This is a genomic window from Staphylococcus condimenti (assembly GCF_001618885.1).
GTDB classification, from domain to species: domain Bacteria; phylum Bacillota; class Bacilli; order Staphylococcales; family Staphylococcaceae; genus Staphylococcus; species Staphylococcus condimenti.
Genome location: NZ_CP015114.1, coordinates 631484 through 652106, shown reverse-complemented (window position 1 = coordinate 652106; position 20623 = coordinate 631484). Strand labels below are relative to the sequence as shown.

Below are 20623 nucleotides of genomic sequence, written 5' to 3'. Positions count from 1 at the left end.
GTGCACTATGCAGTCAGCTTTGAAGATTCATGATGTACTATCGCTTTTCAGCAGAATTTACGCTATAATGTAAGGATGAATTTTTTAAGGAGACGATAAAGATGGCAGTGAAACAATTAGTTCCAGCAAACAGTTCGAAGTTGCGTGAACCAGCAGCTGAAGTAAGAAAGTTTGATGATAGCTTAAAACAGTTATTATTAGATATAGAGGATACTTTATATGATACAGAAGCTTCTGCATTAAGCGCACCGCAAATCGGTGTTTCACTGCAAGCGGCTATCATAGATATGGAAGCAGAAGGTTTACTGCAGTTGATTAATCCTACAATTATCCGTCAGTCTGATGAAACAGTGACAGATTTAGAGGGCAGTATTTCATTTCCAGATGTGTTCGGGACGGTGACACGCAGTCAGATGATAGTTGTTCAAAGTTACGATTTACACGGAAATAAGGTAGAATTAACAGCATATGATGATGTAGCACGCATGATTCTGCATATTGCAGATCAATTAAACGGCATTCCATTTACCGAAAAAATGGAAAAACAATTAACAGAAGAAGAATTGGAGGCGTATTTAGAAGATGAGTAGAATAATCTTTATGGGAACACCTGATTTCTCAACAAAAGTATTAGAAATGTTGATTGCTGAAGAAGATGTAATTGCAGTTGTCACACAACCGGACCGCCCAGTCGGACGTAAACGTGTGATGACACCGCCGCCTGTTAAGAAAGTGGCATTAGAAAATGGAATAGAAGTGTATCAACCAGAAAAAATCTCTCAATCAGACGACCTTCAAACTTTGATTGATATGGAACCTGATTTAATTGTGACAGCAGCGTTCGGTCAGATATTACCAAAATCATTATTAGATGCTCCGAAATTAGGGGCAATTAATGTGCATGCCTCATTATTGCCGAAATATCGCGGGGGTGCGCCGATTCATCAAGCGATTATCGATGGTGAAAAAGAAACAGGTGTAACGATTATGTATATGGCGCCGAAATTAGATGCTGGTGATATTATTTCACAACAAGCTATTGAAATCGAACCGAATGATAATGTGGAATCTATGCATGATAAATTAAGCTTTTTAGGTGCAGATTTATTGAAGAAAACATTGCCGGAAATTATTAACGGCACAAATGACCGAATTGAACAAGATGAAAGCAAAGCCACTTTTGCTTCTAATATCAGTCGTGAAGATGAACGTATTGATTGGACACAATCGGCACAGCAAATTTATAACCATATTCGCGGTTTATCTCCTTGGCCTGTGGCTTATACAAAATTAGATGATACGAATATGAAACTTTATGCAGCGCGTATTGAAGAAGGCAAAAATGGAAATCCAGGTGAGATTCTTGAAACGACTAAAAAAGCAATTATTGTCGGAACGGGTTCTGATGATGCGATTGCATTAACTGAAATTCAGCTTTCAGGTAAAAAACGTATGCCGACAGCTAACTTCTTAAGCGGTTATCAAGAAGATTTAGTCGGGAAGGAATTGAAGTAATGGAAAATGTGAGAACGCTGGCTTTTGAAACTTTAGAGGCGATTTTTCAAGATAAAGCTTACAGTAACTTAAAGCTGAATGAAGTACTGAAAGCAAATGAGTTGAGCAGGGCGGATAAAAATCTGCTGACTGAATTAGTTTATGGCACGATTAAAAGAAAAATCACGCTAGAGTATTATTTGAAACCTTTTGTACAGACGAGAATTAAAGGGTGGATGCGTCATTTATTGTGGATGAGTATTTATCAATACCAGTATTTAGACAAAGTACCGGATCATGCGATTATTAATGAAGCGGTTGAAATTGCGAAAGTACGTGGCGGATTGCATAATAGTAAGGTAATTAACGGCATTTTGCGCAATATGATGCGATCTGAATTGCCGAATCCTGCTGATATCAAAGATGATAAACAACGCATATCGATTATGTATAGCATGCCGAAATGGATTGTGAAACATTGGGTGACGCATTATGGCGCTGAAACAACAGAACGTATTGCGCAATCAATGCTTGAACGACCTGGACAAACGGTGCGTGTCAATCTTACAAGAAAGTCAGTAGCACAGGCGATTCAACAATTACAAGACGAGGGTTATACGGCAGTTCAAGATTCAGATATTGAGTATTGTCTGCACGTTTCAGGCAAACCTGTAGCTGAAAGTCGTGCCTTTAAAGACGGCATTGTATCGATTCAAGATAAAAGTTCAATGTTTGTGGCTCAAATATTAGATCCTACTGAAGGTGAAAATATTTTAGATGCCTGCAGTGCACCAGGCGGTAAAGCATGTCAAACAGCGGAGTTATTAGATGGCACAGGGCATGTTGATGCAACGGATATTCATGAACACAAAATTGAGTTAATTGAACATAATATTCGCAAGTTGCGTTTGAAAAATGTCACTACTTTTCAACATGATGCTACAAAACCGTATCAAAAAACATATGATAAAATTTTAGTAGATGCACCTTGCAGCGGATTAGGTGTATTGCGCCATAAACCTGAAATTAAATATATGCAGACGCCTGAAACGATTGATAAGTTAGTTGAATTACAGCTTGAAATTATGAATAATGTTAAAGATTCAGTAAAGCCGGGTGGCGTAATTGTCTATTCAACATGTACAATAGAACAGATGGAAAACGAAAATGTGATTTACACATTTTTAAAACAAAACAAAGACTTTGAATTTGAACCATTTCTACATCCTAGAACTAAAGAGGAAGTAAAGACTCTACAAATCTTACCGCAAGACTTTGATTCAGATGGTTTCTTTATTACAAAGATAAGAAGAAAGGAAAATAAGTAATGATTACTACCCAAAAGAAGAAAAAGAATCGTTTTCTTCCTGATTTTGATAAACAATCAATCTATTCATTGCGTTATGAAGAAATGCAGGATTGGTTGGTAGAACATGGCCAACAGAAATTTAGAGCAAAACAGATTTTTCAATGGCTCTACGAAAAACGTGTCGACAGTATCGATGAAATGACGAACTTATCTAAAGACTTGCGAGAAGTATTGAAAGACAATTTTACAATGACGACTTTAGAAACGGTTGTAAAACAAGAAAGTCGTGATGGTACAATCAAATTCTTATTTGAATTACAAGATGGTTATACAATTGAAACTGTATTGATGCGTCATGAATATGGGAATTCTGTTTGTGTAACAACACAAGTAGGCTGCCGTATTGGTTGTACGTTCTGCGCTTCAACACTTGGCGGTTTGAAAAGAAACTTGGAAGCTGGGGAAATTGTTTCTCAAGTGTTGACAGTTCAAAAAGCGCTTGATGAGACAGATGAACGCGTTTCTCAAATTGTTATTATGGGTATCGGCGAACCGTTTGAAAATTATGATGAAATGATGGATTTCTTGAAAATCGTTAATCATGATAATGGCTTGAATATCGGCGCACGTCATATAACAGTTTCAACTTCTGGTATTATTCCGCGTATTTATGATTTTGCGGATGAAGATATTCAAATTAATTTTGCAGTCAGCTTACATGCGGCAAATGATGAAATTCGTTCTAAATTAATGCCGATTAACCGTGCTTATTCTATTGATAAATTGATGGAAGCCATTCAATATTATCAAGAAAAAACAAATCGTCGTATTACGTTTGAATATGGTTTATTCGGTGGTGTTAATGATCAATTGACACATGCACGTGAGCTTGCGCATTTAATTCAAAACTTAAATTGCCATGTCAATTTAATTCCAGTCAACCATGTACCTGAGCGTAATTATGTTAAAACACCTAAAGAAGATATTTTCAAATTTGAAAAGGAATTAAAACGACTTGGTATCAATGCTACAATCAGACGTGAGCAAGGTTCAGATATAGATGCAGCTTGTGGACAATTGAGAGCGAAGGAACGTCAAGTAGAAACGAGGTAGAAACCTATGCTAAACGCACAATTTTTTACAGACACAGGACATCATAGGGAGAAAAATGAAGATGCAGGCGGCGTATTTTACAACCAAACGGATCAACAACTGCTTATTTTATGCGATGGAATGGGCGGACATAAAGCTGGCGAGGTTGCAAGTCAATTTGTAGTCAACAGAATTCAAGAATTATTTGAAGAAGAAAACCTTGTGGAAGAACATCAAGCTGAAGATTGGTTGCGTAAAACGCTGCAGCAAATAAATAGAGAATTATATCATTATGCTTCAACAAATGATGCTTATCGCGGAATGGGGACAACTGCTGTTGCGGCACTTGTCTTCGATAACCGCGTAGTAGTTGCTAATATCGGAGATTCACGTGCTTATTTAGTGAACTCGCGCAATATTGAACAAATCACAAGCGACCACTCTTTTGTGAATCATCTGGTTATGACGGGACAAATTACAGAAGAAGAAGCGTTTACTCATCCCCAACGTAATATTATTACGAAAGTGATGGGAACGGATAAAATGGTCATTCCAGATATTTATATTAAGCGAATGAAATTTTATGATTACCTCTTATTAAATTCTGATGGATTGTCTGATTTTGTCCGTCCAAAGATTATTCAACAACAATTATCACAACCCATTTCTCTTGAGGAACAAGGGCAAGCCCTTTTAAATTTAGCTGATGAATATCATTCAACAGACAATGTCAGCTTTGTTTTAGCTGAAATAGAAGGTGACAGGGTATGATGATTGGTTTAATAATCAGTGATCGATATAAAATTGTAGAATTTCTCGGCGGGGGTGGCATGAGTAATGTCTATCTTGCTGAAGATTCAATTTTAGATCGTAAAGTCGCTGTTAAAATGATTCATATCGCACCGCATGAAAAAGAGGAAATGATTCGTCGATTTGAACGTGAAGTTCATAATACTTCACGCTTATCGCATGAAAACATTGTGAATGTGATTGATGTTGGGGAAAATGATGAATACTTTTTCTTAGTTATGGAGTATATAGAAGGTCCTACATTATCGGAATATATTAAAACACATGGCCCGTTGAGTATTGAGACTGCGGTCAATTTTGCTGAACAAATATTGAATGGGATTCAACATGCGCATGAAGCAGGGATTGTACATAGAGATATAAAGCCTCAAAATATTTTAGTTGACCGTCATAAAACATTAAGAATTTTAGATTTCGGTATCGCAAAAGCGTTAAGTGAGACAGCTATGACACAAACAAGTCATGTTTTAGGTACCGTTCAGTATTTGTCACCAGAACAAGCTAAAGGCGAATCAACTGATATGCGCACAGATATTTATTCTATCGGTATTGTGCTGTATGAAATGTTGGTTGGTGAACCGCCATTTACTGGTGAAACTGCAGTCAGCATTGCAATCAAGCATATTCAAGATCCGATGCCGAATGCATCAGATAAACGTTCTGAAATTCCGCAAGCACTTAGTAATGTGATTTTAAAAGCAACTGAAAAAAATAGAAATGACCGTTATCAAGATACAGAAAGTATGAAAAAAGATTTGAGCAGTGTGTTGAAAACATCACGTGCGAATGAATCAAAATATATTTCTGATGAAGCCGCTACGCAAACTATTGCGATTGATAAAAATGCGATTGCTAAGCAAGCAAGTCCTGGACCAGAAGCTGAAAGAAATGAAGCTAAGAAAGAATCTGAACAGTTGGATGAAACGATGCAGATTCCAATTATGCAGCAGCAAAATTTCCAAGGCGGCGAAGGTCATGTGTATGAAATCCCTAAGAAAAAACGTTCTAAAAAGAAAAAGTTTTTCTTTGCGTTGATTTTCTTAGTTTTACTTGCAGGTTTGATTACATTTTTAGCTTTCGGTATGTTTGGCGACAAATATATTGAAGCGCCTGATTTACGTGGAAAAACTGAAGCACAAGCCCAACAGATTTTAAAAGAGCATCATATTAAAGTAGGAAAAACAACGAGGGCTTATAGCGATAAATATCAAGAAAATCAAATTGTGAATACGGATCCTGCACCTGGAGAACGTCTTGCTGAACATGGAACGGTTAATATTGTTCTCTCAAAAGGTCCTAAAAAAGCACATATGCCTAATTTATATGGTATGACAAAAGCAGCTGCATTAGAGGAATTGAAAAAATTAGGTTTTGAAAAGATTTCTATGAACCAAGCCTATTCTAAAACGAAGCTTGATCGTGGTTTAATCGAAAATCAAAATATTGCTGCGGATGCTTATGTACCTATTAAAGATACAGCGATTGTATTAACGGAATCGTTAGGTATAAAACAAGTTTATGTTAAGGATTACACTGGCGAATCTTATGAAAAAGCATCTAAGGAATTAGAACAAAAAGGTTTGAAACCAGTAAAAGAAAAAGAAGAGAAAAGCGATAAGATTGAAAAAGGCAAAATTATCTCTCAATCACCGATAAGTAAATCAGTCGATGAAAATTCTACGGTCACATTTATTGTTTCGTCTGGAAAAGAAGACAACTCAGATAGTGAAGAAAAAGAAGGTACTTCAGCAAATTCTGATGATATAAAACAAGTCACTGAAACAGTTAAGGTGCCTTATTCTGGGAAAGACGGCGATAGCCAGAAAGTAGAAGTATTTGTAAGAGATAAAGATCATCCTGGTACATCATCTTCACAAACGTATAACATCACAAGCAGTCGCTCAGTATCTATTCCATTAAAAATAGAAAAAGGCAAAACAGCAGGTTACACAGTACGCGTGGATGATAAAATCGTAGCAGACAAAGATGTAGGATATTAATAGTAAGAACTTCATTTATTAATTTAAATGAGGTTCTTTTTTCATCATATAAACGCAAATGTCAATATTTTCGTTAAATGGACAAACCTTTGATATAATGGGGTGAAGAATATGAACGTAATAAGAGAGGTGTCTCGGTGAGAACAGGACGTATAATTAAGTCATTGAGCGGTGTTTATCGTGTTGATTCAGATGGAGAGATGTTTGATACGAAACCGCGCGGCTTATTCCGCAAGAAGAAATTTTCTCCGATTGTAGGAGATATTGTTGATTTTGAAATTGAAAATGTAACAGAAGGTTATATTCAACATGTGCATGAAAGGCAAAATGAGTTGAAGCGCCCGCCGGTCAGTAATATTGATCATTTAGTAATTGTGATGAGTGCAGTTGAACCTGATTTTTCTACACAACTGGTCGATCGTTTTTTAGTTATTGCACATTCTTATGGGTTGAATCCGCGTATTGTCGTGACTAAAAAAGATATGGCTTCTGATTTCCAAATTGAACAAATTGAAAAAGATTTAGATGTCTATCGCGCGATTGGGTATGCGATACAATTTGTCGGTAAAGAAGATGACATTAAAACAATCTTTGATGAATGGGGCAGCGGATTAGCAGTTTTAAGCGGACAATCTGGAGTGGGTAAATCTACGCTACTTAATGCATATCGTCCTGATTTAGCATTAGAAACGAATCAAATTTCAAAATCACTTAATCGCGGGAAGCATACAACGCGTCATGTAGAGCTATTTGAACGTAAAGGTGGATTTGTTGCGGACACACCAGGTTTTAGTGCCCTTGATTTTGATCATATCCATAAAGATGATGTAAAAGATTACTTTTTAGAAATTCAAGAATACGGACAAGGATGCAAGTTCCGAAACTGCAATCATATCAAAGAACCGCAATGTAATGTAAAAGCACAAGTTGAGGCAGGTAACATTGCGCAATTTCGTTATGATCACTATGTGCAGCTTTTTGAAGAAATTGCAAATCGAAAGGAAAGATATTAATGGTTAAAGTATACCCATCGCTGTTATCAGCTGACTTTTTAAACTTGAAAGCAGAATTAGAAGCATTAGAGCAAGCCGGAGTGGACGGTGTACATTTTGATGTAATGGATGGTCAATTTGTACCGAATATTTCAATCGGATTGCCGATATTAGAAGCAGTTAATGCGGGTACTGATTTAACAATAGATGTACATTTAATGATTGAAGACCCTGAAAATTTCATTCCAGAGTTTGCAGCTAAAGGTGCAGATATGATTTCAGTACATGCAGAAGCGACACCGCACATTCATCGTGCAATTCAACTTATTCATGCTCATGGAGCTAAAGCAGGTGTAGTTATTAATCCAGGAACGCCTGTTGCAATGATTGAACCGATTTTACATGATGTTGATTATGTTTTGATTATGACAGTTAATCCTGGATTTGGAGGACAAGCATTTATCTCGCAAAATATTGATAAAGTCAGAGCGTTGCATGCTTTTAAGGAAAAACATGACTTAGATTTTGATATCGAAGTGGATGGCGGTATCAATGAAGTAACGGCTGAGCAATGTGTGAATGCGGGAGCAACAATGCTTGTTACAGGTTCTTATTTCTTTAAACAAACAGATTACGGCAAGGTCGTAAGCGCTTTAAAAGCACAAGATAATTAAATAATTTGATGGCAGGTGAAAAGAATGAAAATCAATTTATTATGCGGCAACCGCAATCTTCCTTCAGATTTATTTAAAAACAAAGCCGATGAAACATGGGGCGGTATTGATCGCGGAGCTTTAATATTAGTGCAGCAAGAGATTCAACCTGTTTTTTCACTAGGAGATTTTGATTCTGTTAATGAAAAAGAACGTGCAGAATTAAAAACAAAATTGGATATTCATCCGGTCAAAGCTGAAAAAGCAGATACAGACCTTGGTTTAGGTGTTGCTGAAGCAGTATCTCGAGGGTTTGATGAAATCGATATTTATGGTGCTACAGGTGGCAGATTGGATCATTTTTTAGGTGCACTACAGCTTTTGCAAATTCCTGATTATTTAAAAAGAGGCATTGAGGTTTCACTTATTGATGACCAAAATGAAATTACTTATTTAAAACAAGGTATTTACCGCATTGAGAAATGGGAAGATTTTCCTTATATTTCTTTTATACCTGCAAGGGAAAAAACAATTATTTCACTTCGCGGTTTTAAATATCCGCTAGATCAAGAATCTTTGCTGCAAGGGTCGACGTTGACTATCTCTAATGAGGTTGAAGCATCTATTGCTGAGATTGAAATAGAGGCTGGTGCTTTGATTTGTATTCGAAGCCGTGATAATCGATAAATAAAAAAGGATGAAACAATCTATAGTTGAATTGTTTCATCCTTTTAATTTAATTGAAATAACATTAATAATACCTCACGTTCAGCAATATAGTGCAGCCGCTGCTGCGTTATACGTTTCTTCTGGTATAATCGCACTTTTACGTTTTATGCCGATATCTTCTTTGATGATACCATTTCTCGTTTTAGCATATTTTTTAACTTTCGCTTTGAATTTAACACGTTGATGTAAATAATCTTCAGCTAATGCATAATACTTATTTTTCTCGTGGAGCCACAAATGATCTGTCTCGATGCCGTTAATCGTCACATCTTTTAACAGAATTTTGACATTAGACTTTGTGGTACTATAACGGTCAAGTTGATTTATAAGAACGACTTCTTTGATGACACCAGTCACTGTAGCTTTTTTATTGAGAAGCGGTTTAAGTTCTGTACGCGACATTTCAGCACCTCTTTTCTAAATGAGCTACTTTCATAATAGCATGTTAATAGAAAAAAGTCGGTTAAAATGATTTGAATAATCTGAAAATTAAACATTTATTATTAATGCATTTAATTTATAAGAGAATATGCACATAAAAAAACGACCCGCCACATACGAGTCGTTTTTTCTGTGCATATATTTATTAAACTCTAGTAACTTTACCAGATTTTAAAGCACGTGCAGAAACCCAAACTTTTTTAGGTTTTCCGTCTACTAGGATTCTAACTTTTTGAAGGTTAGCATTCCATCTACGTTTCGTAGAGTTTAAAGCGTGTGAACGACGATTTCCAGTCGATGCTTTACGACCTGTTACGTAACATTGTTTACCCATGAAAGTACCTCCTTTAATAAATATAAACACACTGACTTATGATATACTTTGTAAATTTAACACATTTGGGGCGAAATAGCAATAAAAAAATTGTGGCATTAGAAAATGATTTCAGTTATTCTATACAAAGTAGAAAGTATGATATAATTCTTAAATGTGTATGTATGCGTTTTATATACGCTACATGTATGGGAAAGATAACTAAATATTGGGTTTGCCAAACAATCCGGCATATTAAATAAAGGCATAGAAGCTTAATTCATTATATAATAATAGTAATGAATGTAAGCCTTTATCCAACAGCTTACCATACCTATTTTAAGGAGGAACAAACAATGACATTAGAAATTAACAATGAATACGGCAATATTGATGTTTCGAATGAAGTGATTGCTTCAGTAGTAGGCGGTAAAGCCATAGAATGTTATGGTATTGTCGGAATGGCATCTAAACATCAAGTCAGAGATGGCATTGCTGAAATTTTAGGCCAAGAGAATTATGCACGCGGAATCGTTGTGCGTTCTAATGAATCAGCAATCGATGTTGATATGTATATTATCGTAAGTTATGGAACTAAAATTTCTGAAGTTGCCAATAATGTGCAATCAACAGTTAAATATACTTTGGAAAAAACTTTGAATTTAAAAGTCAATTCTATAAATATCTATGTACAAGGTGTACGAATTAATAATCACGGCAAGAAACATTAGGAGGAACACACAATGATCAGCAGAATAGATGGTAAATTATTTGCCGACATGGTAGTCCAAGGGGCACAAAATTTATCTAATAATGCAGAAATCGTGAATTCATTAAACGTCTATCCTGTTCCAGATGGCGATACAGGGACGAATATGAATTTAACAATGACTTCAGGGAGAGAAGAGGTCGAACAAAATGCATCTAAACATATCGGGGCTTTAGGAAAAACTTTTTCTAAAGGCCTATTAATGGGTGCACGCGGAAATTCCGGCGTTATCTTATCACAAATCTTCAGAGGATTTTGTAAAAATATTGAAGACGCTGAAACAATTGATGCCAAAACTTTTGCTGAAAGTTTTGAAGCGGGTGTAGATACAGCGTATAAAGCAGTCATGAAACCAGTTGAGGGGACAATTCTAACTGTTGCACGTGAATCAGCTGTTGCAGGTATTGAAAGTGCCAAAAATACTGAAGATTGCTTAGAAGTATTATCAGCGATTATTGAAAAGGGTGAAATCGCACTTGAAAATACACCTAATCAACTTCCAGTATTAAAAGAAGTTGGCGTGGTTGATAGCGGCGGTAAAGGTTTATTATGTGTCTATGAGGGCTTCTTAAAAGCAATGAAGGGTGAAAAAGTTGAAACGACTGTACCTAAATTAGATACAGAATCATTTGTAAATGATGATCACGATTTTCATGGAGTTATTAATACTGAAGATATCGTCTACGGCTATTGTACAGAAATGATGGTACGCTTTGGTAAGGATAAAAAACCTTTTGATGAAAAAGAATTCCGCGAGGACATGGCTCAATTCGGAGATTCTTTATTAGTTATAAATGACGATGAGATTGTAAAAGTGCATGTGCACTCTGAACATCCAGGTGATGTATTCAATTATGGTCAACAATATGGTGAATTAATCAAACTTAAAGTTGAAAATATGCGTGAACAGCATCGTAATGTTGTTAATAAAGAAAAAGCAAACGAAGGAAAATCTGAACCAGTTGAAACAGCGATTATCGCAATTTCAATGGGTGATGGAATTTCTGAGATTTTCAAATCAATGGGTGCGACTTCGATTATAAATGGCGGTCAAACAATGAACCCATCTACGAATGATATTGTGAAAGCAATTGAAGAATCAGGGGCTAAAAAGGCAATTATTTTACCGAATAACAAAAATATTCAAATGGCGAGTGATCAAGCAGCAAAAATTGCAGATGCTGAAACTGTAGTCATTCCAACTAAATGGATTCCTCAAGGTATTGCTGCATTATTCCAATATCTTCCTGATGCTTCATTAGAAGATAATAAAAATACAATGACAGAAGCTATCGAAGATGTACAATCAGGTGCGATTACAAATGCAGTGCGTAATACGACGATTGATGGTATCGATATTAAAGAAGGCGAATTTATGGGGCTTAAAGAAGGTAAGATTGTAGTAAGCAATCCGACTCAATTAGAAGCTTCTAAAGTACTGCTTTCAAAAATGATTCAAGATGATAGCGAAATCGTTACAATTTTAACAGGTGAGGATGCAGAATCTGAAACTACAGAAGCATTGACAGAATGGTTAGAAGCTGAATATCCTGATGTTGAAATAGATGATCAAGTAGGTTCTCAACCTATTTATCCTTATTTATTCTCAGTTGAATAATATTAGTTTAAGTTGATAATAAGAGCAGTAAAATTCACTTGAGGCAAATCGCCTTAAGTGGATTTTTCTGTGTATAATGATTTTATTTCGATTTTTATAGTCTTGAAAAGTTCAAATATTAAATTAATTGGTTTAAAGATATGAGCATTATAACGGTTTAAATTTTTGCAATAATCAAATAACTTAAAAGGAGAAAATATGAAATTTAAAAGTGTGTTTGAAATTATTGGTCCCACAATGGTAGGTCCTTCTTCTTCACATACAGCAGGTGCTGTGAGAATCGGCCTTGTAGCAAGGGCTTTGTTTGAAGGACTTCCAGAGCAAGTTGACATTGATTTATATGGTTCTTTTATGGAAACGTATCGCGGACATGGTACTGATGTAGCGTTAGTAGGAGGATTGCTAGGTTATGATACAGATGATGATCGTATTATAACAAGTTTAGAAACTGCTGAAGCTGAAGGAATGATTATAAACTTTATTGAAATGTCTGAGGAAAAACCCAATCCTAATACTGCTGTTTTACATTTACAAACAGAACAAAAATCACTTTCAATCGAAGGTGTATCAATAGGTGGCGGTAAGATTGAGATAACTGCAATTAATGATTTTCCTATAAGTGTAAGTGGGGACTATCCAGCTTTACTTGTTTTCCATCAAGATACTTTCGGAACAATCGCAAGAGTTACAAATATTCTTTTGAATGAAAGTATTAACGTAGGTGCAATGCAAGTGACTCGTAAGGAAAAAGGGGATTCAGCATTGATGATGTGCGAGTTTGATGAAAAACCTCCAATTACAATATTGGATGAGATGCGACAAATTGAAGGCGTAACAGATGTTTACTTGATGGAAGATGCATAAAGCGGGAGGATGGAGAATGTTTAAATCAGTAGAAGAACTCGTACGAAAGTGCGAGGTTGAACATAAAGCGATACATGAAATTATGTTAGAACAAGAAATGGAAGTAACAGGAATGTCAGCAGAAGATGTTTATGCTGGAATGAGCCATCATTTTCAAACAATGGAAAACGCATTAGATAAAGGATTGAACGGTGTGACATCGGCCACAGGTTTGACTGGAGGAGACGCTGTATTGATCCGTAAATATTTAGAAAGCGGACAAGCTCTGTCAGGACCGATATTGCTAGATGCTGTAAGCAAAGCAGTAGCAACCAATGAAGTGAATGCTGCAATGGGGAAAATTTGCGCGACTCCTACTGCAGGTTCAGCAGGTGTGGTACCTGGAGTACTTTTTGCAATCAGACAGCGTTTCAACCCTACAAAAAGAGAGATGTTGAACTTTTTATTAACAGCTGGCGCTTTTGGTTTTGTGATTGCGAATAACGCTTTCATTTCAGGTGCAGCAGGAGGATGTCAAGCAGAAGTAGGCTCAGCTGCAGCGATGGCAGCAGCTGCAACTGTTGAAATGGCTGGAGGAACACCGCAACAGTCAGCTGAAGCTTTTGCAATTTGTATGAAAAATATGCTAGGTTTAGTATGTGACCCAGTAGCGGGACTGGTAGAAGTGCCTTGTGTAAAGCGAAATGCAGCAGGTGCTTCAAATGCAATTGTGTCAGCAGATATGGCACTTGCAGGTGTATCTTCGCGTATTCCGACTGACGAAGTGATAGATGCGATGTATCGTATTGGAAAAACGATGCCTTCAGCACTTCGAGAAACGGGGCGTGGAGGCTTAGCTGGCACACCAACCGGCCAACGCTTAAAACAAAAAATATTTGGTGATTAACATGTCTAAAGTAAATCTCATTGATCAACCCTATGCGTTAGAACACATTAAAGGACTAGGACCTAAACGCATTGCGGTGTTAAATGAATTAAATATATATAATGTAGAAGATTTAGTGCTCTATCTGCCAGTTCGCTATGAAGACAATAGTATCGTAGATTTGAATGAAGCAGAGGATCAATCCACCGTGACAGTGACCGGCGAAGTTTATTCTACGCCCACTGTCGCTTTTTTTGGTAGAAACCGTTCTAAAGTAACAGTGCATCTTATGATTAATAATATTGCGGTTAAAGCAGTCTTTTTTAATCAGCCTTATCTTAAAAAGAAAATTAATTTACATGATCAAGTAACAGTTAAAGGGAAATGGAATCGTGCAAAACAGGAAATAAATGGCATGCGTATGTTTACAACAGGTGCAGAAGACATACAAAATAATGATGGTGAACAATTAGATCCAGTCTATCGCATTAAAGAAGGTATTAAACAAAAAACGATGCGAGATATTATCCGAAAAGTGTTGGATGATATTGAAATTCGTGAATGGCTGTCTGATGATTTACGTGAAAAATATAAATTAGAATCACTGGCAACTACAATTCGTGCATTGCATTATGCAGATAACAAAAAAGAATTACTAAAAGCACGCAGAACTTATGCGTTTACAGAACTTTTCTTGTTTGAATTGCGTATGCAGTGGTTGAACAGATTAGAAAAAGCTAGTGATGAAGCAATAGAAATTAATTATGACTTAGCAGAAGTTAAAAAGTTTATTGATGATCTGCCTTTTGAATTGACTGATGCTCAAAAGCATAGTGTGAATGAAATTTTCAGAGATTTGAAAGCACCTATTCGCATGCATCGCCTACTACAAGGTGATGTAGGTTCAGGGAAAACAGTTGTCGCAGCACTCTGTATGTTTGCATTGAAAACAGCAGGATATCAATCGGCATTAATGGTACCGACAGAAATATTAGCCGAACAGCATGCAGAAAGTTTAACCGAACTTTTTGGAGATAGAATGAATGTAGCCTTGTTGACCGGCTCTGTTAAAGGGAAGAAACGCAAATTGTTATTAGAACAGCTTGAAAACGGTACGATTGATTGTCTGATTGGTACTCATGCTTTAATTCAAGATGATGTTTCATTTCAAAATGTGGGTCTGGTAATTACTGATGAACAGCACCGTTTCGGTGTTAACCAAAGACAAGCATTGCGAGAAAAAGGCGCGATGACGAATGTCTTGTTTATGACAGCAACCCCGATTCCAAGAACATTGGCGATTTCAGTATTTGGAGAAATGGATGTTTCTTCTATTAAGCAACTGCCAAAAGGAAGAAAACCGATTAAAACCATGTGGGCAAAACATGAACAGTATGATACGGTATTGAATCAAATGACTTCAGAGTTAGAAAAGGGGCGACAAGCATATGTTATTTGTCCTTTAATTGAGAGCTCTGAACATTTAGAAGATGTTCAAAATGTGGTCGCATTATACGAGTCATTAGAAGAACATTACGGAACAGGGCGTGTGGGTTTATTGCATGGTAAAATGCCTGCAGATGAAAAAGATGACGTCATGCAGCGTTTTAATCGACACGAAATTGATATTTTAGTATCAACTACAGTTGTTGAAGTAGGTGTTAATGTTCCGAATGCTACATTTATGATTATCTATGATGCCGATCGTTTCGGCTTATCTACTCTGCACCAATTACGTGGGCGTGTCGGTCGTAGTGATCATCAAAGTTATTGTGTACTCATTGCTTCGCCTAAAACAGAAACCGGTATAGAGCGTATGAACATTATGACTCAGACAACAGATGGTTTTGAATTAAGTGAGCGTGACTTAGAAATGCGCGGCCCAGGTGATTTCTTCGGTGTGAGACAAAGCGGGCTGCCTGATTTCTTAGTTGCAAACATTGTAGAAGATTATCGTATGTTAGAAGTAGCGAGAGATGAAGCGGGCGAACTCATTCAATCTGGAAAATTTTTCACAGATGAGTATGAAGTATTGCGCAACTTTGTTGAAGAGAATTTATTGCATACAAGTTTTGATTAAAGTTTAAATGACACATCGTACATTTTTAGTTAAACTATTTTTAACACATGTATGATGTGTTTTTTGTTGAGCATTTTTAAAAGAAAATGATATGATATGAAGGTAGTCTTAAGACTTGGTACTAAAAAGAAAGGGGCAGAGAAATGAAATTGAAAAAACAAGCAAGACGTGATGCTATCAAGGAACAATTACAACAAAACCCCTTTATGACTGACAATGAATTGAGTGAGATGTTTTCAGTAAGTATCCAAACAATCCGTTTAGATCGAACTTACTTGAAAATTCCAGAATTAAGAAAACGTATTAAATCTGTAGCAGAACATAATTATAAACATATTCGTGCAATTGAAGGAAACGAAATTATTGGTGACTTAATTCGGGTAGAACCGAATGTAACTGCAGAATCATTGATTTATATCACAGAAGACTCAGTGTTTACACGAAATGATATTGCGCGTGGTCATATTTTGTTTGCACAGGCGAATTCTTTATGTGTAGCCTTGATTCAAAAAAATATGGTCCTAACACGTGATAGCCAAGTGAGCTTTTTGAGACAAGTCAAGTTGCATGACACTGTGCATGCTTTTGCACAAGTGACAGATTTCGGCAAAAAATATATTACAGTTGCCGTATCATCATATGTGAAAGATAAATGCGTATTTAAAGGTACATTCAAAATGTATTATTATAGCGAGGAGGAATCATGATATGGTGACTTTAGCCATTGACATGATGGGTGGAGATGACGCACCTGGTATCGTATTAGAAGCGGTAGAGAAAGCGTTGAATGACTTCCCTGATTTACATATTATTTTATTCGGAGATGAAAAGCAGTGCAATATTAAACATTCACGCTTAGAATTCCGTCATTGTACAGAAGAAATTGAAATGACTGACGAACCTGTTCGTGCCATCAAACGTAAAAAAGACAGTTCTATGGTAAGAGCAGCACAAGCAGTTAAAGATGGAGAAGCATCAGGTTGTGTTTCTGCAGGGAATACAGGCGCTTTAATGTCTGCAGGTCTATTTATCGTAGGACGTATCGAAGGTGTATCGCGTCCTGCTTTAGTGGTGACTTTACCGACAATTTCAGGAAAAGGATTTACATTCTTGGATGTTGGGGCAAACGCAGATGCTAAACCTGAACATTTATTACAATATGCACAATTAGGTAATATCTACGCAGAAAAAATCCGAGGTATCGGAGCACCTAAAGTGGCATTATTAAATATTGGAACTGAACCGAAAAAAGGTAACAGTTTAACTAAAGAAGCTTATAAATTAATGAGTGAAGATACTTCATTCCATTTCTCAGGCAATGTTGAAGCTAAGACATTGATGGATGATGCAGCAGATGTAGTCGTAACTGATGGCTTTACAGGCAATATGGTATTAAAAAACTTAGAGGGCACTGCTAAATCAATTGGCAAAATGTTCAAATCTACATTGTTAAGTAGTGTTAAAAATAAATTAGCGGCACTTATTTTGAAAAAAGACTTGAATGAAGTCATGAAGAAGATGGATTACGCTGAATACGGCGGTTCTGTTTTACTTGGATTAGACGGCATTGTAGTAAAAGCGCACGGCGGTTCTAATGCCAGAGCGTTTTACTCAGCAATTCGCCAAGCTAAAATCGCTGGTGAAGAACGTATAGTTGAAATCATGAGAGAAACGGTGGGTGAAGCATAATGGGCAAAACAGCCATTATTTTTCCAGGACAAGGTGCACAAAAAGTCGGCATGGCAAAAGATTTATATCAAGTTGATACAAAAGCAACAGAGATTTTAGATCAAGCACAAAGTGCTGTAGATTTTAATTTGCTTGAAACAATGTTTACAGACGAAGAAGGTAAATTAGGCGAAACAGAAAATACACAACCTGCATTATTGACACATAGTATTGCTTTATTGAACGCTTTGAATAATGTGGAAGCTGACTATACAATGGGTCATAGCTTAGGAGAATATTCAAGTTTAGTAGCAGCAGAAGTGCTTTCTTTTGAAGATGCAGTTAAAATCGTTCGTAAAAGAGGCGAACTGATGGCACAAGCATTTCCAAGCGGAGTAGGAAGTATGGCAGCTGTATTAGGTTTAGATTATGATGAAGTCGCAGAAATTTGTGAGAAGCTTTCTGAAGAAGATTCTATTATTGAACCTGCGAATATCAATTCTCCAGGACAAATTGTAGTTTCAGGACACAAAACAGCTATTGACCGTATTGTAGAACAAAGTAAATCATTAGGTGCGAAACGTGTCTTGCCATTAAATGTATCTGGACCATTCCACTCATCTATGATGCAAGTGATTGAAAAAGATTTTGAAGAATATATCAATCAATTTGAATGGCATGACGCAAAGATTCCAGTAGTACAGAATTATCACGCTGAAGCAGAAACAGATGCTGAAGTTATCAAACAAAATATGGTGAAACAACTTTACTCACCAGTTCAATTTATCAAATCAACAGAATGGTTAATCGATCAAGGTGTTGATCACTTTATCGAAATCGGTCCAGGTAAAGTTTTATCTGGTTTAATCAAGAAAATCAACAGAGATATTAAATTAACTTCGATTCAAACACTCGAAGACGTTAAAGGATGGAATGAAAATGAGTAAAAGTGTATTAGTAACAGGAGCTTCTAGAGGTATCGGACGCAGCATTGCTTTGCAATTGGCAGATGAAGGTTACAACGTAGCTGTTAACTATGCGGGTAACAAAGAAAAAGCAGAAGCGGTAGTAGAAGAAATCAAAGACAAAGGTGTCGAAGCTTTTGCTATTCAAGCTAACGTCGCAAATCCTGATGAAGTTAAAGATATGATACAAGAAGTTGTCTCTCAATTCGGTTCATTAGATGTACTTGTAAATAATGCAGGTATCACACGTGATAACTTATTAATGCGTATGAAAGAACAAGAATGGGATGACGTTATTGATACAAACTTAAAAGGTGTGTTCAACTGTATTCAAAAAGCGACACGTCAAATGATGAAACAACGCAGCGGCGCAATCATCAACTTAACAAGTGTTGTAGGTGCAGTCGGTAATCCAGGACAAGCCAATTATGTCGCAACTAAAGCAGGGGTTATTGGTTTAACAAAAACAGCTGCACGTGAACTTGCTTCACGCGGTATTACTGTCAATGCAGTAGCACCTGGATTTATCGTTTCAGATATGACAGATGCATTAAGCGATGAGCTTAAAGATCAAATGAAAACACAAATTCCTTTAGGCCGTTTCGGTGAGGATACAGATATTGCGAATACAGTAGCATTCTTAGCTTCTGATAAAGCAAAATATATCACTGGTCAAACTATTCATGTAAATGGTGGAATGTTCATGGAATAATACCCATTTAAATTTAAACAAATCGATATAAGTAGTGCGATTACACTAATTTATGGGTAAACCTACTTGTATTATTGATAATAAAATGGGAAAATAATAGAGTCGTAAAGGCTTGTTAAAGGAGGTGAATCGACGTGGAAAACTTCGATAAAGTTAAAGATATCATCGTTGACCGTTTAGGTGTAGATGCTGACAAAGTAACTGAAGACGCATCTTTCAAAGATGATTTAGGCGCTGACTCACTTGATATCGCTGAATTAGTAATGGAATTAGAAGACGAATTTGGTACTGAAATTCCTGATGAAGAAGCTGAAAAAATCAATACAGTTGGTGACGCAGTTAATTTCATCAACAACCTTGAAAAATAATGAAAATATTATCTGAGTCGTCTATTTTAGCGACTCAGATTTTTCTTTTGTTTTACGGAAAATTCACGTAAAATGAGTAACATAGACAGCGTATAAATACGCATTTTGATAGAAATAAAGGAGGTCTTTTTTTGACCAATCATAAGAAAGAAGCATTACTGCAGAGTTTTAACAAAAAATTTGCAGATAAAATGCATATGTTAAAACTGAATTATGATCATTTACCACTTTATCAACAAGCATTTTCTCATTCTAGTTTTATAAATGATTTCAATATGGATCGTCTAGCCCACAATGAGCGTTTGGAATTTCTCGGAGATGCGGTATTAGAATTGACGGTTTCACGCTATTTATTCGATAAGTATCCGGAATTACCAGAAGGCAACTTAACAAAGATGCGCGCGACAATTGTATGTGAACCCTCACTTGTAATATTTGCGAATAAAATCCAGTTGAATGAACTTATTTTACTAGGTAAAGGTGAAGAAAAAACAGGCGGCCGCACTAGACCGTCACTTGTATCTGATGCATTTGAAGCATTTGTGGGTGCATTATATTTAGATCAAGGTCTAGATGCAGTTTGGCAGTTTTCAGAAGAAGTAATCTTCCCGCATGTAGAAGATGATGAATTGATGGGCGTAGTAGATTTTAAAACGCAATTCCAAGAACTGATTCACCGACTCAGCAAAGGCAATGTTACGTATCGCTTAATTGATGAAGAAGGTCCTGCACATCATCGTTTGTTTACTTCAGAGGTATTATTAGAAGGTGAAGCTGTCGCAAAAGGTCAGGGCAGAACGAAAAAAGAATCTGAACAAAAAGCGGCTGAAAAAGCCTATAATGATATGAAAAAGAAATAAGTAATATACTGTCACAACAGT

At 36.4% G+C, this 20623-nt stretch carries 22 protein-coding genes; 20 read left to right on the top strand and 2 right to left on the bottom strand.

Annotated features, from left to right (window positions below; genetic code table 11):
• The first annotated feature begins 101 nt into the window (after positions 1–101).
• The 9 genes from A4G25_RS03210 to A4G25_RS03170 all read left to right on the top strand — a co-directional run bounded on the left by A4G25_RS03210 (position 102) and on the right by A4G25_RS03170 (position 9037).
• Entirely contained in the window at positions 102–590 is a 489-nt protein-coding gene (locus tag A4G25_RS03210) for a peptide deformylase (protein WP_047131286.1), read from the top strand.
• Positions 583–1515 (top strand): methionyl-tRNA formyltransferase, encoded by a 933-nt coding sequence (fmt, locus tag A4G25_RS03205; protein ID WP_047131285.1) that lies wholly within the window; start codon positions 583–585, stop codon positions 1513–1515. The genes A4G25_RS03210 and fmt overlap by 8 nt, the downstream gene beginning before the upstream one ends.
• A complete protein-coding gene (rsmB, locus tag A4G25_RS03200; protein WP_047131284.1) occupies positions 1515–2822 on the top strand; it encodes a 16S rRNA (cytosine(967)-C(5))-methyltransferase RsmB in 1308 nt (435 codons plus the stop codon). The genes fmt and rsmB overlap by 1 nt, the downstream gene beginning before the upstream one ends.
• The gene (gene rlmN, locus A4G25_RS03195) at positions 2822–3916 is read left to right on the top strand and encodes a dual-specificity RNA methyltransferase RlmN (protein ID WP_047131283.1); all 1095 of its coding nucleotides are present in this window, start codon (positions 2822–2824) and stop codon (positions 3914–3916) included. Before rsmB ends, rlmN begins: the two co-directional genes overlap by 1 nt.
• A 6-nt stretch (positions 3917–3922) precedes the next feature.
• On the top strand, positions 3923–4666 hold the full coding sequence (locus tag A4G25_RS03190; protein WP_047131282.1) for a Stp1/IreP family PP2C-type Ser/Thr phosphatase: 744 nt from the start codon (positions 3923–3925) through the stop codon (positions 4664–4666).
• Positions 4666–6705, top strand: coding sequence for a Stk1 family PASTA domain-containing Ser/Thr kinase (gene pknB, locus A4G25_RS03185; protein WP_047131337.1), 2040 nt, complete (start codon positions 4666–4668; stop codon positions 6703–6705). Before A4G25_RS03190 ends, pknB begins: the two co-directional genes overlap by 1 nt.
• A 137-nt stretch (positions 6706–6842) precedes the next feature.
• Entirely contained in the window at positions 6843–7718 is an 876-nt protein-coding gene (rsgA, locus tag A4G25_RS03180) for a ribosome small subunit-dependent GTPase A (RefSeq protein ID WP_047131281.1), read from the top strand.
• The gene (gene rpe, locus A4G25_RS03175; RefSeq protein ID WP_047131280.1) at positions 7718–8371 is read left to right on the top strand and encodes a ribulose-phosphate 3-epimerase; all 654 of its coding nucleotides are present in this window, start codon (positions 7718–7720) and stop codon (positions 8369–8371) included. The genes rsgA and rpe overlap by 1 nt, the downstream gene beginning before the upstream one ends.
• Before the next feature lie 24 nt (positions 8372–8395).
• Positions 8396–9037 carry a thiamine diphosphokinase gene (locus tag A4G25_RS03170; protein WP_047131279.1) on the top strand — a complete coding sequence of 214 codons (642 nt, stop codon included), beginning with the start codon at positions 8396–8398 and terminating at the stop codon, positions 9035–9037.
• Positions 9038–9118: 81 nt separating this feature from the next.
• Here A4G25_RS03170 and A4G25_RS03165 read toward each other — a convergent pair whose 3' ends face one another.
• Both A4G25_RS03165 and rpmB read right to left on the bottom strand, forming a co-directional pair.
• On the bottom strand, positions 9119–9481 hold the full coding sequence (locus tag A4G25_RS03165; RefSeq protein WP_047131278.1) for a hypothetical protein: 363 nt from the start codon (positions 9479–9481) through the stop codon (positions 9119–9121).
• A gap of 184 nt (positions 9482–9665) precedes the next feature.
• Positions 9666–9854 (bottom strand): 50S ribosomal protein L28, encoded by a 189-nt coding sequence (gene rpmB / locus A4G25_RS03160; protein WP_015900097.1) that lies wholly within the window; start codon positions 9852–9854, stop codon positions 9666–9668.
• Positions 9855–10189: 335 nt separating this feature from the next.
• On the opposite strand from rpmB, the gene A4G25_RS03155 reads away from it, so the two are divergent.
• From A4G25_RS03155 to rnc, 11 genes are all read left to right on the top strand, one after another.
• Complete coding sequence (locus tag A4G25_RS03155; protein WP_047131277.1) at positions 10190–10564, top strand: Asp23/Gls24 family envelope stress response protein; 375 nt, start codon at positions 10190–10192, stop codon at positions 10562–10564.
• A gap of 12 nt (positions 10565–10576) precedes the next feature.
• Entirely contained in the window at positions 10577–12220 is a 1644-nt protein-coding gene (fakA, locus tag A4G25_RS03150; RefSeq protein ID WP_047131276.1) for a fatty acid kinase catalytic subunit FakA, read from the top strand.
• A gap of 198 nt (positions 12221–12418) precedes the next feature.
• On the top strand, positions 12419–13084 hold the full coding sequence (gene sdaAB / locus A4G25_RS03145) for an L-serine ammonia-lyase, iron-sulfur-dependent subunit beta (protein WP_047131275.1): 666 nt from the start codon (positions 12419–12421) through the stop codon (positions 13082–13084).
• A 16-nt stretch (positions 13085–13100) separates the two neighbouring features.
• On the top strand, positions 13101–13970 hold the full coding sequence (sdaAA, locus tag A4G25_RS03140; RefSeq protein WP_047131274.1) for an L-serine ammonia-lyase, iron-sulfur-dependent, subunit alpha: 870 nt from the start codon (positions 13101–13103) through the stop codon (positions 13968–13970).
• 1 nt (position 13971) lies between these two features.
• Complete coding sequence (recG, locus tag A4G25_RS03135; RefSeq protein WP_047131273.1) at positions 13972–16029, top strand: ATP-dependent DNA helicase RecG; 2058 nt, start codon at positions 13972–13974, stop codon at positions 16027–16029.
• A 143-nt stretch (positions 16030–16172) separates the two neighbouring features.
• Positions 16173–16736, top strand: coding sequence for a transcription factor FapR (fapR, locus tag A4G25_RS03130; protein WP_047131272.1), 564 nt, complete (start codon positions 16173–16175; stop codon positions 16734–16736).
• A 1-nt stretch (position 16737) separates the two neighbouring features.
• Positions 16738–17718: a phosphate acyltransferase PlsX gene (gene plsX, locus A4G25_RS03125; protein ID WP_047131271.1), complete on the top strand. Its 981-nt coding sequence runs from the start codon at positions 16738–16740 to the stop codon at positions 17716–17718.
• Positions 17718–18644 carry an ACP S-malonyltransferase gene (fabD, locus tag A4G25_RS03120; RefSeq protein ID WP_047131270.1) on the top strand — a complete coding sequence of 309 codons (927 nt, stop codon included), beginning with the start codon at positions 17718–17720 and terminating at the stop codon, positions 18642–18644. The genes plsX and fabD overlap by 1 nt, the downstream gene beginning before the upstream one ends.
• Positions 18637–19374 (top strand): 3-oxoacyl-[acyl-carrier-protein] reductase, encoded by a 738-nt coding sequence (fabG, locus tag A4G25_RS03115; protein ID WP_047131269.1) that lies wholly within the window; start codon positions 18637–18639, stop codon positions 19372–19374. The genes fabD and fabG overlap by 8 nt, the downstream gene beginning before the upstream one ends.
• Before the next feature lie 134 nt (positions 19375–19508).
• Positions 19509–19742 carry an acyl carrier protein gene (locus tag A4G25_RS03110; RefSeq protein WP_002480667.1) on the top strand — a complete coding sequence of 78 codons (234 nt, stop codon included), beginning with the start codon at positions 19509–19511 and terminating at the stop codon, positions 19740–19742.
• A gap of 191 nt (positions 19743–19933) precedes the next feature.
• Entirely contained in the window at positions 19934–20602 is a 669-nt protein-coding gene (gene rnc / locus A4G25_RS03105) for a ribonuclease III (RefSeq protein ID WP_371093615.1), read from the top strand.
• The last annotated feature ends 21 nt before the right edge of the window (positions 20603–20623 follow it).

What these genes read in the sequence shown, in the direction of transcription:
- A4G25_RS03190 (WP_047131282.1), top strand. Translation starts at nt 3,923, where the DNA reads ATGCTAAACGCACAATTTTTTACAGACACAGGACATCATAGGGAGAAA.
- plsX (WP_047131271.1), top strand. Translation starts at nt 16,738, where the DNA reads ATGGTGACTTTAGCCATTGACATGATGGGTGGAGATGACGCACCTGGT.
- A4G25_RS03210 (WP_047131286.1), top strand. Translation starts at nt 102, where the DNA reads ATGGCAGTGAAACAATTAGTTCCAGCAAACAGTTCGAAGTTGCGTGAA.
- rpe (WP_047131280.1), top strand. Translation starts at nt 7,718, where the DNA reads ATGGTTAAAGTATACCCATCGCTGTTATCAGCTGACTTTTTAAACTTG.
- rnc (WP_371093615.1), top strand. Translation starts at nt 19,934, where the DNA reads ATGCATATGTTAAAACTGAATTATGATCATTTACCACTTTATCAACAA.
- fabG (WP_047131269.1), top strand. Translation starts at nt 18,637, where the DNA reads ATGAGTAAAAGTGTATTAGTAACAGGAGCTTCTAGAGGTATCGGACGC.
- A4G25_RS03155 (WP_047131277.1), top strand. Translation starts at nt 10,190, where the DNA reads ATGACATTAGAAATTAACAATGAATACGGCAATATTGATGTTTCGAAT.
- rlmN (WP_047131283.1), top strand. Translation starts at nt 2,822, where the DNA reads ATGATTACTACCCAAAAGAAGAAAAAGAATCGTTTTCTTCCTGATTTT.
- rsmB (WP_047131284.1), top strand. Translation starts at nt 1,515, where the DNA reads ATGGAAAATGTGAGAACGCTGGCTTTTGAAACTTTAGAGGCGATTTTT.
- sdaAA (WP_047131274.1), top strand. Translation starts at nt 13,101, where the DNA reads ATGTTTAAATCAGTAGAAGAACTCGTACGAAAGTGCGAGGTTGAACAT.
- pknB (WP_047131337.1), top strand. Translation starts at nt 4,666, where the DNA reads ATGATTGGTTTAATAATCAGTGATCGATATAAAATTGTAGAATTTCTC.
- fmt (WP_047131285.1), top strand. Translation starts at nt 583, where the DNA reads ATGAGTAGAATAATCTTTATGGGAACACCTGATTTCTCAACAAAAGTA.
- recG (WP_047131273.1), top strand. Translation starts at nt 13,972, where the DNA reads ATGTCTAAAGTAAATCTCATTGATCAACCCTATGCGTTAGAACACATT.
- fapR (WP_047131272.1), top strand. Translation starts at nt 16,173, where the DNA reads ATGAAATTGAAAAAACAAGCAAGACGTGATGCTATCAAGGAACAATTA.
- rpmB (WP_015900097.1), bottom strand. Translation starts at nt 9,854, where the DNA reads ATGGGTAAACAATGTTACGTAACAGGTCGTAAAGCATCGACTGGAAAT.
- sdaAB (WP_047131275.1), top strand. Translation starts at nt 12,419, where the DNA reads ATGAAATTTAAAAGTGTGTTTGAAATTATTGGTCCCACAATGGTAGGT.
- fakA (WP_047131276.1), top strand. Translation starts at nt 10,577, where the DNA reads ATGATCAGCAGAATAGATGGTAAATTATTTGCCGACATGGTAGTCCAA.
- A4G25_RS03170 (WP_047131279.1), top strand. Translation starts at nt 8,396, where the DNA reads ATGAAAATCAATTTATTATGCGGCAACCGCAATCTTCCTTCAGATTTA.
- A4G25_RS03165 (WP_047131278.1), bottom strand. Translation starts at nt 9,481, where the DNA reads ATGTCGCGTACAGAACTTAAACCGCTTCTCAATAAAAAAGCTACAGTG.
- fabD (WP_047131270.1), top strand. Translation starts at nt 17,718, where the DNA reads ATGGGCAAAACAGCCATTATTTTTCCAGGACAAGGTGCACAAAAAGTC.